This is a genomic window from Comamonas thiooxydans (assembly GCF_000964545.1).
Taxonomy (GTDB): domain Bacteria; phylum Pseudomonadota; class Gammaproteobacteria; order Burkholderiales; family Burkholderiaceae_C; genus Comamonas; species Comamonas thiooxydans.
Genome location: NZ_BBVD01000002.1, coordinates 132453 through 149557, shown reverse-complemented (window position 1 = coordinate 149557; position 17105 = coordinate 132453). Strand labels below are relative to the sequence as shown.

The following is a 17105-nucleotide window of genomic DNA, read 5'->3' as shown; positions in this document are numbered from 1 at the left end:
TCGGAAATTCAGTAGCGGTATATCTCGGGGTCGCCCGCCTTGTAGAGCGTGCCGTACAGCTGGGTCGACGACTGGCCGGGCTCCAGCATGGGGCGCGAACGTATTCCCAGCAACAGATGCTCCAGCGCCTGCTGAAGATTCTCGCCCTCGAAGCTCATACCTACAAAAGACCAGGAAAAGCAGCGTCCATCGCCGGCCATCAGCAGCTGGCCGTGGGAGTGGTGAACTTCGGCAACTGCTATCAGCCGGGTGTGCAGGCGCTGTTCCCAGGAGAGCAGGGCGTCGTCCGTATCTTCGCCGGTGAAATGCGCTTCGAGCCAATCAAACTCTATATCGCTGCTGGCGCATTCCAGCCCCTTGCCCACCTGGCCTATGTGCAAGCCCGCCAGGTTCTGCAGCGCAGCCACGGCGGGGTGGCAGGCCGGACCGGGCTGTTGGTCCAGAGCGCTCCGGACAAGCGCCGGTATGGCGACCTCTCGCTGCGGGGTCCAGCCCTGGGCTTGCAGCAGCTCAATGACGACAGGTGACTCGAAATTCAGCATGGCGGATTCTTAACGTCCGGGCGCCGAGATGAAGGGGCGCGATTGCAGGATGATGAGCTGATCGCCCTGCACGGCCCACTCGATGTCCTGGTCCTTGCCGCCAAAGCGTTGCTTGATGCCGGCTCCGGCACGGGCCAGTCGCTGCACCAGCGTATCGCTGAGCACGGCGCGGCCGGCAGTCACGGCCACTTCGCGCACGCCGCCCCTGGCATCCAGCTGCAGCGCCACATCGTCCTGGGAACGGTTGAGCACCTGCACGGCCTTGCTGCGGCTGGAGTAGAGGATTTGCTCCGCGACCCGCTTGCCCTCGACCACGCGGATGCCTATGCCGCGCTTGGCGGCGATATAGCTCATGTGGCGGTGCGAGGCATCGAAGGGGTCGCGGGTGATCATCACGCCAGAGGCGGAGGAGTCCACGGCTTTTTGCACAAACACCGACATCATCAGCTGCGCATCGTCGATGCCCGCTGCCTGTCTGGCTTCCCAGGCCTCGAAGTTGTAGATCGAGGCCCAGACCTTGCGCACCGCGGCGACCAGGTCCGTGTCGCTGCGCACATTGGGCACGGTGGTGTAGAGGCCTGCTCCGCTGAAGCTGGGCAGGTCCTCGGAGCTGGAAGAGCTGCGCACGAACACTCCCTGGCTGCCTAGCTGGCCGGACCAGCGCTGGGTCCAGGCATCGGCCACGGCCGGGCTGACGGGCCATTGCTCGATTTCGGCCTGCAGTGCGGACAGGGCCTGCCTTCGGATGCCTGCATCCGTCGCGAAGCCGGGCTGTTGGCGCATGCGGGCAATGCGCTCGGCCAGGCCGTTGGAGCGCATGAAGTCGGCATAGGCGGCAAACGGAATGCAAAAGCCATCGGGCACGCTGACGTCCGCGAGGCGGGCGGACTGGATCTCGCCCAGATTGGCGGCCTTGGCACCGCAGCGGCGGCGATCCGCACTGCGCAGGGCCGCCAGGGGCACCAGTTCGCTGCGACTCAGATCGGGCTGAAGCAAGACCTTGCGGCCCTTGGGCGGCGGTTGCTGGGCCTGCTTTTCGGCGCTCTGTTGTTCGGCAGCCGTGGCGGCGCGCAGCGCAAAGCCGGCGGGCTGTACGTCGATATGCACCCAGCGGCCGTTGAAGTCCGCGTATTGCTCGGCCGCTTTTTGCACATAGGCATTAGGTATGCCCCAGCCACGCGCCAGCAGATTGACATGGGATAGCACCGTGGAAGGGCGCTCCGTCACCACGCCGGCCACGGGCGGCAGGCTGATGGGTACTTCGCGCAACAGCACGATGTCCCTGGGCTGGAGATCATTCACGGCTTCGGCCTGGTTCAGGATGCGCAGCCGGCCCACGGCCTGGCCCTGGTTCAGCGGCAGATAGGTCTGGGCTCCCAGCAACTGGGCCTGGGTGACCGCTGCAACACCGGCCTGCTGGGCCACGGCTTCCTGCTGCGTGGAGTTGGCCTTGAAGCGCACAGGGGCGAAGAAGCCGGTTTTCAGCGCGGCCGCCGTGGTCTGCAGCAGCTCGGGCGTGAGCTGGTCGCCCTCCCAGAACTCGTAGCTGTAGTCCTTGAGCACGGGCTGCCAGCTCAGCGTGCCGAGAATGAAGCGACGGCCCGGCTCGCGGTAATTGCGGTTGAGCTCTGGCTTGCCGCCCCGCAGCAGGCTTTTGGCGCGCAGAAAATCTTCGTGAAACGCGTAACGCGGCGTGTTGATGAAATGCAGCGGCGTGCTCTTGCTTTGGCGGTCGATCACAAACAGCACATGGGGCATGGCGCTGACCGGATCGAAGATGCGGGCCACGCGATCGAAATCGGCGCGGCTGGTCAGGGCCGGCAGGCTGGCAGGAGCGTTGCGGTTGCCGCTGGCGTCGACTGGGCGCCCCGCACCCGAGTCATAGGCCGATGGCTTGCGCAAGGCCTGAGCCTGGGCGGCGGTCGATGCGAACAACAGGCCGGATAGCAGAGCAGAAACCAGAGCCGGCAAAAAGCGCTGTGTCATCTTGAAATTGTCCCCATTTCTGGCGAAGCGTTCGAACGGACCCGGCTTGAGTCGGCTGCAGCCTGCCGGTGCCTGCAGACTCAGGAAGCGGCCAGCTCTGCTAGCAACTCGGCCTCGCGTGCATGTTGCAGGGCCTGGATCACGTCGCCCAGATCGCCTTCCATCACGGCCAGCAGCTTGTACAGCGTGAGGTTGATGCGGTGGTCGGTGAGGCGGCCCTGGGGAAAGTTGTAGGTGCGGATGCGGTCGCTGCGGTCGCCCGAGCCGATCAGGCCCTTGCGCATGGCGGCTTCCTTGGCGGCCCGCTCGCTGCGTTCCTTTTCCTGGATGCGGGCCTGCAGCACCTGCAGGGCCTTGGCCTTGTTGCTGTGCTGGCTGCGGCCGTCCTGGCATTCGGCCACGATGCCCGTGGGCAGGTGGACCACGCGCACGGCGGAGTCGGTCTTGTTGATGTGCTGGCCGCCGGCACCGCTGGCGCGAAAGGTGTCGATGCGCAGATCGGCGGGATTGAGCGTGATGGCCTCGGCCTCGTCGGGCTCGGGCATCACGGCCACGGTGCAGGCGCTAGTGTGGATGCGGCCCTGGGTTTCGGTGGCGGGCACACGCTGCACGCGGTGGCCACCCGACTCAAAGCGCAGCGCGCCGTACACATTGTCGCCCTCGATGCGCAGCACCACTTCCTTGTAGCCGCCGATTTCGTTTTCGCTGGCGCTCATCACTTCCACCTTCCAGCCCACGTTGGCGGCGTAGCGGGTGTACATGCGGGTCAGGTCGCCGGCAAACAGGGCCGATTCGTCGCCACCCGTGCCGGCGCGGATTTCGACAAAGGCGGGGCGGGCATCATCGGGGTCCTTGGGCAGCAGCAGGCGCTGCAGTTCGTCCTCGAGCTTGATCAGCTCGGCCTCGCCGCTGCCGATCTCTTCCTGAGCCATTTCGGCCATGTCGGGGTCGTCCAGCATTTCACGCGCGGCGGCTATGTCGGCTTCGGTCTGCAGGTAGCGGGTGTAGCGACTGGCAATGGCCGTCACATCGGCATGTTCGCGCGAGATGGTGCGGTACTGCTTCATGTCGCCCATGATGTCTTCGCGCGAGAGCAGAAAGTCCAGCTCCTGCAGGCGTTGGGCATAGCGTTCGAGCTGGTTGCGCAAAAAGTCTTGCATAGGGGGTACCGAGGGCTTGGGAAAGGTGAGGGGGCTCACCTTTGTGGAGTCAGGGAAGAGGGAGGACAGGCCACGGTCGGGCCTTGCGCTGCGCGAGGACGGCAGCGACCAAGCGGGCGAGCGTCGCTAAAGCTTGCTGGGGTTGCGGCTGGCGCGCAGGAACAGGCGGGAGACGGTGTCCGCCGTCTGGGCGCGCTCTTCGGCATCGCCCTTGTGCAGCTCGGCCATGGTGCCGTGGAGCATTTTCTGTGTGAGGCCGCGCGAGAGCGCTTCCAGCACGGTATCGATGTCTTCGCCCTTGGCCAGCAGCTTTTTGGCGCGGGCAATTTCCAGCGCACGCCATTCGTCGGCCTGGGCATTGACCTGCTGGATCAGCGAGACCGCGCCACCCACGGGGTTGCGCTGGTCCATCCACTGCATAAAGCTCTGTACGCCGGTGTCGATGATGACTTCGGCCTGTTGCACGGCGGCCTGGCGCTGGGCCTGACCGGTGCGCACGACGGTTGCCAGATCGTCCACGGTATAGAGATAGACGTCGTTGAGGTCTTTGACCTCGGATTCGATATCGCGGGGCACGGCCAGATCGACCATGAAGATGGGGCGGCGCTTGCGCTTCTTGAGGGCCGACTCCACGGCACCCAGGCCGATGATGGGCAGGGTGGATGCCGTGCAGCTGATGATGGCGTCGTACTCGTGCAGATGCTCGGGCAGGTCGGCCAGACGCATGGTGCCGGCGCCGAACTGGGCGGCGAGCTTCTCGCCGCGCTCCATGGTGCGGTTGGCGATGGTGATCTGCCTGGGGTTGCGGGCGGCGAAGTGGGTGGAGACCAGCTCGATCATCTCGCCCGCGCCCACGAAGAGCACGCGGATCTTGCTGAGGTCTTCGAACAGCTGGCCGGCCAGGCGCACGGCAGCGGCAGCCATGGAGATGCTGTGTGCGCCAATCTCGGTGGAGCTGCGCACTTCCTTGGCCACGGCAAAGCTGCGCTGGAACAACTGGTTGAGCGTGGTGCCCAGGGCACCCGCAGTCTCGGCCGCGCGCACGGCGTTCTTCATCTGGCCGAGGATCTGCGCCTCGCCCAGCACCATGGAGTCCAGCCCCGAGGCCACGCGGAAGGCGTGGCGGGCGACCGAGCCATCCTGCAGCAGATACGAGTGCTGGCGCAGCAATTCAGGCGCCACGCCGCCGCTGTTGGCCAGCCAGTGCATGGTGTGATCCATGGCGGGGGCGTCGGCAGCGCAGTAGATCTCGGTGCGGTTGCAGGTGGAGAGGATGGCGGTTTCCACGGCGCTGTGAGCCCTGCCAGCGTGGGACAGAGATGCGCGCAGGCCTTGCAGCGTCGGCGCGATCTGATCGAGCGCGAACGCAAAACGGCCCCGCATATCGAGCGGAGCCGTGTGGTGATTGATACCTAAAGCCCAGACTGCCATAACAGGGGATTATAAAATTTAGTACCGAATTGGGCACCCCCCGGGCTCAAAGCCTTGGAATCGATTGTTGCCATGGATTTTGTTGCGAGCGTTAATCATTTACTCAACTTCCTCGCCCCTGCGTTTTTTCTCGCTCTGGGCCTGGCAATCTGTGCTCGCGTTTTAAAGCAAAACAAGGCTGGAGCCCAATCCTTGATTGCGCAGGTAGCTATTAATTTCATATTGGGTGGGGCGGTTTTGCTGCTCAGTCTCTGGCTGTTTTCACGCGACGGCAAGATGCTCGCTTATGCCGCACTGGTCTGCACAAGTGCCTGCTGCCAGTGGGTGCTTTCCAGAGCCTGGCGCTGATTGGCGTACCGGCCGGAAAGCTGTTTTGCGTGAAATCTTGATCTGACTCAAGAGTGCCTGTTGTATTCGCGCCAGTGTCTGGCCAGGCCTCAGTCGCTGACGGCCCTGGGCCCGGCCTGCTCCAGTATCCAGCGGCGAAACTGCTTCAAGGTCTCCGTGGGGGGGCGGTTGCCTTGCTGGCACAGAAAGTAGCCGCGTTCGATATGCACCGGCGCATCCAGCGCCAGAGCCACGCGGCCCGAGGCCAGATCCTCCTCCACCAGGCAGCGCTGTACCATGGCCACACCCATGCCCGCGGCCACGGCCTGCACCAGCAAGGCCACGGTCTCAAAGTCCGCGACCGGGGCGGGGCAGGGCTGGCTCAGGCCCCGGGCCTGCATCCAGCTGGCCCAGTTGCCCGGGTAGTTGGTGTGGAATAGCAGCGGGCGGCTCAGCAAATCCTGCTCGCTGCGGATGGGGTTCGGTCCTTGCAGCTCGCGCGGGTGGCAGATGGGTATCAGGTCTCGGCCGATCACATACTCGGCCTCCACGCCCGCCGGCCATTGCTGGCTGCCGACGCGAATCCAGGCATCGATCTCAGGCGCATTGAGCGGATCGTCGCGCCGGTAGGGCGCGAAGGAAAGCATGATTTGCGGATGACGGCGGTTGAAGTCGGGCAGGCGCGGAATCAGCCAGTGGCTGAACAGCGTGGGAACGACCGACAGGCGCAGCTGCGGCCCGTGGCGGCGCCTGCGGGCGGCGGCCGATGCGGCCTCTATCGCCATCACGGCAGGCTCTATCGCCTGCAGATAGTCCTGTCCTGCCGCGGTAAGCGCGTTGCGTCTGCCCAGGCGCTCGAACAGGGCAAAGCCCAGATGTTCCTCAAGCCTGGCAATGGCCCGGCTGATGCCGCCCTGCGTCACATACAGCTCCTGCGCGGCGAGCGAGTAACTGCCCAGGCGGGCGGCCGCGGCAAAGGCGTGAAGTTCGGAGAGGGAGGGAGAGTGCATGCGCATGACGGTTTGGATTATGACGGTTGGTAATACTTGCGTGCCGTCTTGTCGCTTTTCGCCATGCGGCCTGGGGCACAGAATGAAACAAAGGTCGGAGCGTCCGGTGAAACGCTCTGAACCGGCCCATAACCAGTCTTTCAAGAGATCCAAGGAGAAGCCGCATGGCCATTCGTCGTACCGTTCTGTCGTCCATTGCCGCCTGCGCAGCTGCAGCCGCGCTGTCCCCCGCGTTCGCTGCCAATGCCGCAGCTGACTACCCCAATCGCCCCATCCGCCTGGTTGTGCCCTTTGGCGCCGGCGGGTCCACCGACATGGTGGCGCGTCTGCTGGCCGAGAAAATGAGCACGGTGCTCGGCAAGTCCGTGGTGGTGGACAACAAGGGCGGCGCGGGCGGCTCCATCGGGGCGACTGAAATCGCCAAGGCGGCACCCGACGGCTACACCATCGGCATGGCCACGGTGTCCACCCATGGCTCCAATCCGGCCATCTTCCGCAAGCTGCCTTATGACGCGATCAAGGACTTCGCCCCCATCACCAATGTGATGAGCGTGCCCAGCGTGTTCGTGGTGAACGCCAGCGTGCCTGCCAAGACCATGAAGGAATTCATTGCACTGGCCAAGGCCAACCCCGACAAGTACACCTTTGCATCGCCGGGCACGGGTTCCCTGGGTCATGCCAATATCGAGAACTTCATGAACCTCGCGGGCATCCAGTTGCTGCACATTCCCTACAAGGGTGCGGGCCAGGCCATTACCGATGCGCTGGGCGGGCAGGTCAATGCCATGACGGACAACCTGCCTTCGACCCTGCCGCATATCAAGGCCGGCCAGCTGCGTCCTCTGGCCGTGCTGGCGCTCAAGCGCAGCGATGTGCTGCCCGATGTGCCCACCTATACCGAGCTGGGCTATCCCCAGATGGGTGACGGCGGCTGGTTCGGCCTGGTGGCGCCTGCGGGCACACCCAAAGCGATCATCGACAAGCTCAACGCTGCGGCGCACAAGGTCATGGCTTCGCCCGACTATCTGGAAAAGCAGAAGTCCATCTCCGGCGAGTCCATGGGCAACACGCCCGAGCAGTTTGCCAAGCAGATCAAGACCGCGATCGAGCGTTACACGGCCGTGGCCAAGCGCGCCAACATCAAGCTGGACTGATGAAGGTTTGAATGTCTGTGCCTGATTTTCTCCAAGCCAGACCGGCCGAGCCGGTGCTGGTGCACCCGGCCCGGGGCGAGGTTCTGCCCATAGTCTGCGACTCGCCGCACAGCGGCACGGCCTACCCCGAGGACTTCGGCACCGTCGTGCCCATGAGTCTGCTGCGTCGCGGCGAGGACACGCATGTGGCCGCGCTCTGGGACCGCTGGCCCGAGTTCGGAGCCACATTGCTGGAAGCGACTTTCCCGCGCACCTATGTCGATCCCAATCGCAACGAGTCCGACCTGGACCCTGCGCAGATCGAGGGCGAGTGGCCGGTGCCGCTGTCGCCCAGCATCAAGACACAGCAGGGGCTGGGCCTGATCTGGCAGCGCATCAGCAAGGCCGGCGTGGCCACTTCTTTGTATGAGCGCAAGCGCACCGTGGCCGAAGTGCAGCACCGTATCGAGCGCTACTGGCGCCCCTATCACGTGGCGCTGGCGCAGGCCATCGACGACAGCGTGTCACGGTTCGGGGCCGTGTGGCATCTGAATCTGCACTCCATGCCCAACGATGTGTACCAGCGACTGGGACGCAGCGATGCGCCGCCGCTGGCCGACTTCGTGCTGGGCGACCGTGACGGCACGACCTGCTCGCCCGAGTTCATCCATCTGGTGGGCGATACGCTCAAGGGCTTTGGCTACAGCGTGGCCTACAACGAGCCCTACAAGGGTGTGGAGCTGATCGGGCGCATAGGCCAGCCGCAGCTCAATCGCCACTCGATGCAGATCGAGATCCGTCGCCCCGTCTATATGGATGAGGACACGCGCGAACCGAATGCCGGCTTCGAGCCGCTGCGCAGGCATTTTGCCGAGCTCATGCAGGTGCTGGCGGACTATGTGCGCCAGCAGATGACCAGAGGCTGAAACCAGTCCATCGCTCCAGGCCCGGCTTTGCCGGGCTTTTTCATGTCACGGTCAAATGTCAAAAAACTGTGGCTAGGATGCCGCGATTGAGGGATTCCTTATCGAAGCTGCTATCAGAATCAGTTACGCTCGCAGGTTGGTGTCATCGTATGTCTGATGTAACAACAAGCGTCTAGGAATCGTACCGGAATGAAGTTCACTCCCATCGCAGCGCTGGTCATGTCGAGTCTGGCGGCCTTTGCCCAGAGCGCATCCGCGCAAACCGGTGCGGAAGGTCGCATGAATTTTTTGCGCGATTCCAGAGCCGCCACATCGGGCCCCCAGTTTGAATTCAGCCGTCTGCAGTACGGCCCGCTGCCGATTGCAGGCTCGCGCGTGGCCTCCACGGCCGGTCCGCTGCAGGCTGCCGAGCGCGGCGATGCCAAGGCGCAGAACCAGCTGGGCGAAATGTATGTGCATGGACAGGGCGTGCCCCAGAATGCCGCCACAGCCGCGCAATGGTTCCGCAAGGCCGCAGCCCAGGGGCATGCGGGTGCCCAGAACAGCCTGGGGGCGCTGTATGCCAACGGCCAGGGCCTGCCGCAGAACTATCGCGAGGCTGCCCAGTGGTATGGCCGCGCGGCGCAGCAGAACAATGCCGTGGCCCAGTACAACCTGTCCCACCTCTATCAGGAAGGTCTGGGCGTGCCCCAGAGCTTCAGCACCGCTGCCCAGTGGCTGGAAAAATCCGCTGCGCAAGGCCATGTGACGGCCCAGTTCGAGCTGGGCCAGCGCTACCTCAAGGGCAATGGCGTGGCCGTGAACTACATGACGGCTGCCGACTGGTTCAAGAAAGCGGCCGATCAAGGCCATGCGGAAGCGCAGAACCAGCTGGGCTCCATGCTGTCCGACGGCGTGGGCGTGAAGCTGGACCCCGTGCAGGCCGCTCAGTGGCTGCAGCGCGCTGCCGAGCAGGGCGATGCCAGGGCCCAGAACAGCCTGGGCCGCATGTATATGGATGGCGTGGGTGTCTCGCGCGACTACAAGCTGGCGGCTTCCTGGTTCCAGAAGAGTGCCGAGCAGTGGAATGCCGACGGCCAGAACCATCTGGGCCGTCTGTATCTTTACGGTCTGGGTGTGGAGCAAAGTCCTGCCTATGCGGCGCAATGGTTCCAGCGCGCGGCCGACCAGAATCATGCCGATGCACAGTACAACCTGGGCACCATCTATGCCGAAGGTCTGGGCACGCCCCAGAACTACGGCACGGCCCTGCAGTGGTATCAGAAGGCGGCCGAGCAAGGCCATGCCGCCGCCATCAACAACGTGGGCACCTTGTACGCCGAAGGCCGTGGTGTGCCGCAGAACTATGCGACGGCCATGCAGTGGTTCCGCCGCGCAGCCGACAAGGGCGATGCCTCGGCCCAGTTCAACCTGGCGCGTCTGTATGCCGATGGTCAGGGCAGTGCAGCCAGCCCCGCTCAGGCGATGAAGTGGTATGCCGCGGCAGCCGAGCAAGGCCATTCCGGTGCGCAGAACCGCCTGGGCGTGATGTACGCCGAAGGCCAGGGCGCTGCGCGCGACTACGGCAAGGCCGTGCAGTGGTATCAGCGTGCGGCCGAGCAGGGCGATGCCGCTGCCCAGTACAACCTGGGCATGGTCTATGCACAGGGCCAGGGTGTGGCGCGTGACAATGCCAGGGCCTACTTCTGGTACAACCTGGCGGCCATGGAGCTGGGCGGCGATGCCGCCAAGCGCCGCGACGAAGCGGCCAACAAGCTCAGCATTGCCCAGGTGGCCGAGCAGCAGAACAAGGCGCTGGCCTGGCAGCCCAAGCGCTGATTGCCGCTTGGCACTCAGGCACCCAAGCGCTTCCATCGAGAAGCGCTTTTTTATGCCGGCCGGCTCCCGCCATGGCTCAAATCATGGCTCGAATGCTGCTATCCAGCGCAGGCTGGCTACCAGATCAGGCTGCCCGGACAGCGCTTTGTGCGGCCGATGATTTCTAAAACCAAGGAGACAACAATGAAGAAGACTTCAATGAACATACTGGCCGGCCTGATGGCTGGCGCAGGCCTGCTTTTGTCCGCGGGCGCACAGGCTCAGGACGCCTTCCCCACCAAGCCGATTCGCATCGTGCTGGGCTTTCCCGCCGGCGGCCCGCTGGACCAGCATGCCCGTTTGCTGACCGACAAGCTGCAAGGCGTGCTCGGTCAGCCGCTGGTGGTGGATTACAAGCCCGGAGCGGGCGGCTCGGTGGGGGCGCAGGACGTGATGCGCTCGCCCGCCGACGGCTACACGCTGATGCTGGCCAATACCGGCGTGATGGTCATCAACCCTGCGCTCTACAGCAAGCTGCCCTACAACACGCTCAAGGATTTCACGCCGATTGCCCGCACCGCCATGCAGCCGCTGGCGCTGCTGGTCAACAACAAGGTGCCGGCCAAGACGCTGACCGAGTTCACGACCTATGCCAAGGCCAACCCCGGCAAGATCAACTTCGGCTCGGCCGGCAACGGCGGTATCAGCCATCTGGTGCCCGAGATGTTCAAGAGCGCCGCAGGCGTGGATCTGGTGCACATTCCCTACAAGGGCAGCGCGCCTGCGTTCACCGATCTGATCGGTGGCCAGGTGCAGTTCATGGCCGAGAGCATTCCTCAGGCGGCCGCCTATCACAAGCAGGGCAAGGTGCGCGCCCTGGCCGTGACCAGCAAGGAGCGCAACCCCGCGCTGCCCGAGGTGCCGACCGCCATAGAGTCCGGCCTCAAGGGCTTCGAGGTGGTGGGCTTCTATGGCTTCCTCGCGCCTGCCGGCCTGCCCAAGGAGGTGACGGCCAAGCTCAGCAATGCCTTCCAGCAGGTGATGAACCTGCCCGACGTGAAGAGCCGCATGGTGGAGCAGGGCGCCGATCCGGCCTTCCTCGGCTCCGAGGCCTTCGGCAAGTTCCTGGCCAGCGAGACTCCGCGCTGGGCGGCAGCCGTCAAGGCCTCGGGCACGAAACTGGATTGACACCCCCTGAGGCCCTTGCGCGGCTGCCCTGATTTGTCAGTGCCAGTATTGGAGGTGGTGAACGCAAAAAAGCCCGGTCACTTTGCGTGGCCGGGCTTTTGTTTTGCTATGGGTATCGAAGCTGCTTGCGCTTGATTAGAGAGAAATTCAGTATTGATTGATACTGAAATTCAAGGTGGGTCTGCATAAGCAGCTACTGATTTACAGCTGAGCGCCTGTCTGCGCGGGGCTGAACATGTCCACACGATCGGTAATGATGCCGTCCGTGCCCAGGTCTATCAGGCGCTGTGCGGCCCATTGGTCGTTGACGGTGTAGCTGCTGCAGTAGAGGCCGGCGCCATGCACCTTGGCCACCAGCTCGGGTGTCCACAGCGCATGGTTGAGCACCATGGCGCTGCAGTCCAGCTCCAGGGCCAGCTTCAGGTCGGAGTCGCCGCTGGCGTCGGCCAGCTTGTCCACCAGCAGGCCGCGCGGAATATGGGCTGCGGTCTCGCGGGCGCCCTTGAGCGACTCGGACTTGAACGAGGTGAACAGCGGCTGTACCTCGGTTTGCGGCCAGATGCGCTGCATCAGCTCGCCGCAGGCACGGCCGGTTTCCAGTTCCTGGCCCGGGGTCGGCTTGATTTCCACATTCAGGTGCAGATGGTTGGCCAGGCACCAGCGTGCCAGGGCTTCCAGCGTGGGCAGGGCCTCGCCCGCATAGGCGCGCGAGTGCCAGCTGCCGGCGTCGAGCTGGGCGATCTCGCCCATGCTCAGTTCGCCGCCAATGCCTTGGCCGTTGGTGGTGCGCTCCAGCGTGGCGTCATGCATCAGAAACAGCACGCCGTCCTGGCTGAGCTTGGCATCGCATTCAAAAAAGCGGTAGCCATGCTGCGCGCCCAGACGGAAGGCGCTCATGGTGTTCTCAGGTGCCAGCTTGCCGGCGCCGCGGTGGGCCACCCAGCGGGGATAGGGCCAGGGTTTTAAAGCAGTAGTCATAGTGGATTTGCGCCCATGTAGACGTGAAAAAAGCGCCGTCAGCGTGGGCTTGGGCGCTTGGAGAAGTTTATGGCAGAAGGAATTCTGCAGTCATGAGCGTATGCATGCGATGAGATTGAGTCGGTCATTGGCGTCCGTGGACTCGTTCTTGAGGGCTGCGCATTCACGGTGCCAGGGCACCGGGACAGGGCCGCCTCGCAGCGAAGTTGCCGTCCCCCTCGGGCGCCCCAGGCGCCCAGCAGGGGAAGCGGCGAAGCCGCTCAGGGGGTGTTTCGATTTATACGCGTTTGCCGGTTTCGGCGTTGAACCAGTGCAGGCGGTCTTCGCGCGCCGAGATGCGGGCCGTTTCACCGGGCTTGGGATAGGGCTTGCCTTCTTCCACGCGCACGGTGACGTCTTCGTCGCCCACCTTGCCATAGAGCAGGCGTTCGGCGCCCAGCAGTTCCACGGTCTGGACCTTGAACTCCACGCCGCCGGCTTCCACCAGGTCGATATGCTCGGGACGGATGCCCAGGATCATGCCGGGCTTGCCGTTGGGCGAGTGCTTTAGCAGGTTCATGGGAGGAGAGCCGATGAAACCCGCCACAAAGGTGGAGGCGGGCGTGTGATAGACCTCTTCGGGCGTGCCGAACTGCTCCACATTGCCGCCGTTCATCACCACCATGCGCTGGGCCAGGGTCATGGCCTCGACCTGGTCGTGGGTCACGAACAGGCTGGTGATGCCCAGCTCGGCGTGCAGCTTCTGGATTTCCAGGCGGGTCTGGCCGCGCAGCTTGGCGTCCAGATTGGACAGGGGCTCGTCGAACAGAAAGACCTGGGGCTGGCGCACGATGGCGCGGCCCATGGCCACGCGCTGGCGCTGGCCGCCGGAGAGCTGGCGCGGCTTGCGGTCCAGCAGATGGCTCAGCTCCAGAATCTTGGCAGCCTTGTCCACGCGGCGCTTGATCTCGTCCTCGGGCACCTTGGCGAGCTTCAGACCGTAGGCCATGTTCTCGTAGTTGCTCATGTGGGGGTAGAGCGCGTAGTTCTGGAACACCATGGCGATATTGCGCTTGGCGGGCTCCAGGTCGTTGACCTTGTTGCTGCCGATCAGCAGGTCGCCGTCGGTGATTTCTTCCAGGCCCGCGATCATGCGCAGCAGTGTGGACTTGCCGCAGCCCGAGGGGCCGACCAGCACGATGAATTCGCCGTCGTTGATTTCGACGTTGATGCCGTGGATGACGGGTACGGCGGACTTGCCGGTGCCGTAGCGCTTGACGATGTTCTTCAGGGAGATGGATGCCATGAGAGGTATTCCAGGTATTCGTTCAATGGGTCAAAAGAAGGTGGCGGAGGCAGTGGGGGCGAGCTTTATTTCTCGGTATCCACCAGGCCTTTGACAAACCACTTTTGCATCAGCATCACCACGGCTGTCGGGGGCAGCATGGCCAGAATGGCGGTCGCCATCACAATGTTCCAGTCCACAGCGGCTTCACCACCTGCCAGCATGCGCTTGATGCCGATCACCACGGGGTACATGTCTTCCGAGGTGGTCATCAGCAGCGGCCACAGGTACTGGTTCCAGCCGTAGATGAACTGGATCACGAACAGCGCGGCAATCGAGGTCTTGGACAAGGGCACCAGGATGTCCTTGAAAAAGCGCATGGCGCCGGCGCCGTCGATACGGGCAGCTTCCACCAGTTCGTCCGGCACGGTCAGGAAGAACTGACGAAACAGGAAGGTGGCGGTTGCCGAAGCAATCAGGGGCAGGGTCAGGCCGGCGTAGCTGTTGAGCATGCCCAGCTCGGCCACGACCTTGTAGGTGGGCAGGATACGCACTTCCACGGGCAGCATCAGCGTCAGGAAAATCGCCCAGAAGCAGACCATCTTGAACGGGAAGCGGAAGTAGACGATGGCAAAGGCCGACAGCAGCGAGATGGCGATCTTGCCCACGGTGATGACCATGGCCACGACAAAGCTCACCCACATCATCTGCACGACATTGGTGTTGGAGCCGAGCTTGCCCGAACCGAGCAGGGCGTCGCGGTAGTTTTCCCACATATGCGAGCCGGGCAGCAGCGGCATGGGGGACTGCACGATGGCGTCCGCCGTATGGGTGGATGCGACCAGCGCCAGATACAGCGGAAAGGCCACGATGGCCACGCCCAGCAGCAGCACGGCGTGGGAGATGAAGGCAAGCCAGGGATTACGATCGACCATGATCAGTACTGCACTTTCTTTTCAACATAGCGGAACTGGATCACAGTCAGCACGACAACAATCAGCATCAGGATCACGGACTGGGCTGCGGAGCCGCCCAGGTCCAGCGCCTTGAAGCCGTCCTGGTAGACCTTGTAGACCAGAATCGATGTGGACTGGCCGGGGCCGCCCTGCGTGGCTGCATCAATGATGCCGAAGGTGTCGAAGAAGGCGTAGACGACGTTGATCACCAGCAGGAAGAAGGTGGTGGGCGAGAGCAGCGGCAGCTGGATGTTCCAGAAGCGTCGCCATGGGCCGGCACCGTCGATGGACGCGGCTTCGATCAGTGCCTTGGGAATGGACTGCAGTCCGGCGAGGAAGAACAGGAAGTTGTAGGAAATCTGTTTCCACACCGAGGTGATGACGATCAGGGCCATGGCCTGGTTTTCGTTCATCAGATGGTTCCATTCATAGCCCAGCTTGCCCATGTAATGGGTCACCACACCGATGGAGGGCGAGAACATGAAGACCCACAGCACGCCTGCGATCACGGGAGCCACTGCGTAGGGGATGATCAGCAAGGTCTTGTAGACCATGGCAAAGCGGATGATGCGATCCGCAAAGATGGCCAGAGCCAGCGAAACGGCAATGCCGACGCCGGCCACCAGCACCGAGAACAGTGCTGTGCGCTTGAAGGAATTCAGATAGGTGGGGTCGGCGAACAACTGGCGGAAGTTGTCCAGGCCAACCCATTCGGTACTCATGCCGAACGCGTCTTCCATCTGGAATGACTGGAGCACAGCCTGACCGGCGGGCCAGAAGAAGAAGATGCCGATGATCAGTAGCTGGGGGGTGATCAGCACCCAGGGAAGCCACTTGGATCGGAAAAGAACGCGTTTTTCCATGAGGAGTTACAAATAAAAAAACCGCCGGAGCCTGGGTGCAGTCAACGGGGTATTTGGGGGGGCAGAGCCTTGTTTGAAGGCCCCGCAGGCCTTGGCGGCACCCTTGCGGGTGCCTGGAGGGTTTACTGTTTGTAGGAGCGCTCGAAGCGAGCCAGCAGTTCGTTGCCACGGCTCACGATGGAGTCCAGCGCCTGCTTGCCGGTCTTCTTGCCAGCCCACACCTGTTCGAGTTCTTCGTCCTCGATGGTACGGATCTGCACGTAGTTGCCCAGACGGATGCCGCGCGAGTTGTCGGTCACCTTGCGGATCATCTGCGTCACGGCGGTGTCGGTGCCGGGGTGCTTGGCGTAGAAACCGGACTTTTCGGTCAGGTCATAGGCCGCCATGGTCACGGGCAGGTAGCCGGTGCGCTGGTGCGAAGCGGCCTGTACCTTGGTCTGCGACAGGAACTCGAAGAACTTGGCCACGCCCTTGTACTCTTCGGCCTTCTTGCCAGCCATGACCCACAGCGAAGCGCCGCCGATCACGGTGTTCTGGGGAGCGCCCTTGACATCGGGATAGTAGGGCAGGGGAGCCAGGGCGTAGTTGAACTTGGCGTTCTTGGCCACATCGCCGTAGAAGCCGGACGAAGTCTGGATCATGGCGCATTCACCGGCGGTGAACGAAGCCTGGGAAGTGGAGGCGCGACCCTTGTAGACAAACTCGCCAGCCTTGGCAGCTGCGGCCAGGTTGTCGATGTGCTTGACGTGCAGAGGCGAGTTGATCTTCATGCGCGCCTTGTAGCCGTTGGCGCTCAGACCGTTGTGCTCGGTGGCGAATTCCACGTTGTGCCAGGTGGAGAAGGACTCCAGCTGGGTCCAGCCTTGCCATGCCAGGGTCATGGGGCAGCTGTGGCCGCTTTCCTTGAGCTTCTTGGCGGCAGCAAAGACTTCGGGCCAGGTCTTGGGGGCGACGTCGGGGTTCAGGCCGGCCTTCTTGAAGGCGTCCTTGTTGTAGTAGAAGATGGTCGTCGAGCTGTTGAAGGGGAAGCTCAGCATCTGGCCGTTGGGGGCCGTGTAGTAACCGGCCACGGCGGGGATGTAGGTCTTGGGGTCGAAAGCGACGCCGGCGTCCTGCATCACCTTGCCCACGGGCACCGTCGCACCCTTGGAAGCCATCATGGTGGCGGTACCCACTTCAAACACCTGCAGGATGTGAGGGGCGTTGCCCGAGCGGAAGGCTGCAATCGCGGCCGTCATGGATTCGTCGTACACGCCCTTGAACGTGGGCACGACCTTGTAATCCTTCTGGCTTTCGTTGAACTGCTTGGCCAGGTCATTGACCCACTCGTTATTCACGGCAGTCATCGAGTGCCACCATTGGATTTCGGTGACGGCTTGTGCCGAGAAAGTAGTAGCGGCGACGGCGGCGGCCATGGCCAGTTGCTTGAATTGCATGAAGGCTCCTCTAACGATCGTTGACGAAATATGCGGTGATGCACACTAAGTCATCCGTATGACATATGGATGTCATTGTTTGCATGGGCAACGCGCCGCACCATGGGC

Annotated in this window: 15 protein-coding genes; 5 read left to right on the top strand and 10 right to left on the bottom strand. The window is 63.3% G+C overall.

Annotated features, from left to right (window positions below; genetic code table 11):
• Positions 1–8: 8 nt before the first annotated feature.
• From Cth01_RS02180 to hemA, 4 genes are all read right to left on the bottom strand, one after another.
• Positions 9–542, bottom strand: coding sequence for an SUKH-3 domain-containing protein (locus tag Cth01_RS02180; protein WP_034389202.1), 534 nt, complete (start codon positions 540–542; stop codon positions 9–11).
• 9 nt (positions 543–551) lie between these two features.
• Entirely contained in the window at positions 552–2528 is a 1977-nt protein-coding gene (locus Cth01_RS02175; RefSeq protein ID WP_045838433.1) for a PEP/pyruvate-binding domain-containing protein, read from the bottom strand.
• 80 nt (positions 2529–2608) lie between these two features.
• Positions 2609–3688 (bottom strand): peptide chain release factor 1, encoded by a 1080-nt coding sequence (gene prfA, locus Cth01_RS02170; RefSeq protein ID WP_003058512.1) that lies wholly within the window; start codon positions 3686–3688, stop codon positions 2609–2611.
• Between the two features lie 126 nt (positions 3689–3814).
• On the bottom strand, positions 3815–5119 hold the full coding sequence (gene hemA / locus Cth01_RS02165; RefSeq protein WP_012837115.1) for a glutamyl-tRNA reductase: 1305 nt from the start codon (positions 5117–5119) through the stop codon (positions 3815–3817).
• A 72-nt stretch (positions 5120–5191) separates the two neighbouring features.
• Between hemA and Cth01_RS02160 the strand changes: the two genes are divergently transcribed.
• Positions 5192–5467 carry a hypothetical protein gene (locus Cth01_RS02160; RefSeq protein WP_034389210.1) on the top strand — a complete coding sequence of 92 codons (276 nt, stop codon included), beginning with the start codon at positions 5192–5194 and terminating at the stop codon, positions 5465–5467.
• A gap of 89 nt (positions 5468–5556) precedes the next feature.
• Here the strand turns inward: Cth01_RS02160 and Cth01_RS02155 are convergent, their stop codons facing one another.
• A complete protein-coding gene (locus Cth01_RS02155) occupies positions 5557–6462 on the bottom strand; it encodes a LysR substrate-binding domain-containing protein (RefSeq protein ID WP_034357549.1) in 906 nt (301 codons plus the stop codon).
• Between the two features lie 158 nt (positions 6463–6620).
• Between Cth01_RS02155 and Cth01_RS02150 the strand changes: the two genes are divergently transcribed.
• From Cth01_RS02150 to Cth01_RS02135, 4 genes are all read left to right on the top strand, one after another.
• The gene (locus Cth01_RS02150; RefSeq protein ID WP_034389215.1) at positions 6621–7610 is read left to right on the top strand and encodes a tripartite tricarboxylate transporter substrate binding protein BugE; all 990 of its coding nucleotides are present in this window, start codon (positions 6621–6623) and stop codon (positions 7608–7610) included.
• Positions 7611–7621: 11 nt separating this feature from the next.
• Entirely contained in the window at positions 7622–8515 is an 894-nt protein-coding gene (locus Cth01_RS02145) for an N-formylglutamate amidohydrolase (protein ID WP_045838432.1), read from the top strand.
• A gap of 189 nt (positions 8516–8704) precedes the next feature.
• Positions 8705–10333, top strand: a complete 1629-nt coding sequence (locus Cth01_RS02140) for an SEL1-like repeat protein (protein WP_045838431.1) — start codon at positions 8705–8707, stop codon at positions 10331–10333.
• Between the two features lie 183 nt (positions 10334–10516).
• On the top strand, positions 10517–11500 hold the full coding sequence (locus Cth01_RS02135; protein WP_233425097.1) for a Bug family tripartite tricarboxylate transporter substrate binding protein: 984 nt from the start codon (positions 10517–10519) through the stop codon (positions 11498–11500).
• 201 nt (positions 11501–11701) lie between these two features.
• On the opposite strand, the gene ugpQ is transcribed toward Cth01_RS02135, so the two are convergent.
• From ugpQ to ugpB, 5 genes are all read right to left on the bottom strand, one after another.
• Positions 11702–12478, bottom strand: coding sequence for a glycerophosphodiester phosphodiesterase (gene ugpQ / locus Cth01_RS02130; RefSeq protein WP_045838430.1), 777 nt, complete (start codon positions 12476–12478; stop codon positions 11702–11704).
• Positions 12479–12755: 277 nt separating this feature from the next.
• Entirely contained in the window at positions 12756–13763 is a 1008-nt protein-coding gene (locus Cth01_RS02125; RefSeq protein ID WP_034381667.1) for a sn-glycerol-3-phosphate import ATP-binding protein UgpC, read from the bottom strand.
• Positions 13764–13828: 65 nt separating this feature from the next.
• The gene (gene ugpE, locus Cth01_RS02120; RefSeq protein ID WP_034357561.1) at positions 13829–14677 is read right to left on the bottom strand and encodes a sn-glycerol-3-phosphate ABC transporter permease UgpE; all 849 of its coding nucleotides are present in this window, start codon (positions 14675–14677) and stop codon (positions 13829–13831) included.
• Positions 14678–14679: 2 nt separating this feature from the next.
• Entirely contained in the window at positions 14680–15561 is an 882-nt protein-coding gene (ugpA, locus tag Cth01_RS02115) for a sn-glycerol-3-phosphate ABC transporter permease UgpA (RefSeq protein WP_034357563.1), read from the bottom strand.
• Positions 15562–15683: 122 nt separating this feature from the next.
• Entirely contained in the window at positions 15684–16997 is a 1314-nt protein-coding gene (gene ugpB / locus Cth01_RS02110; RefSeq protein WP_034357566.1) for a sn-glycerol-3-phosphate ABC transporter substrate-binding protein UgpB, read from the bottom strand.
• Between the last annotated feature and the right edge of the window lie 108 nt (positions 16998–17105).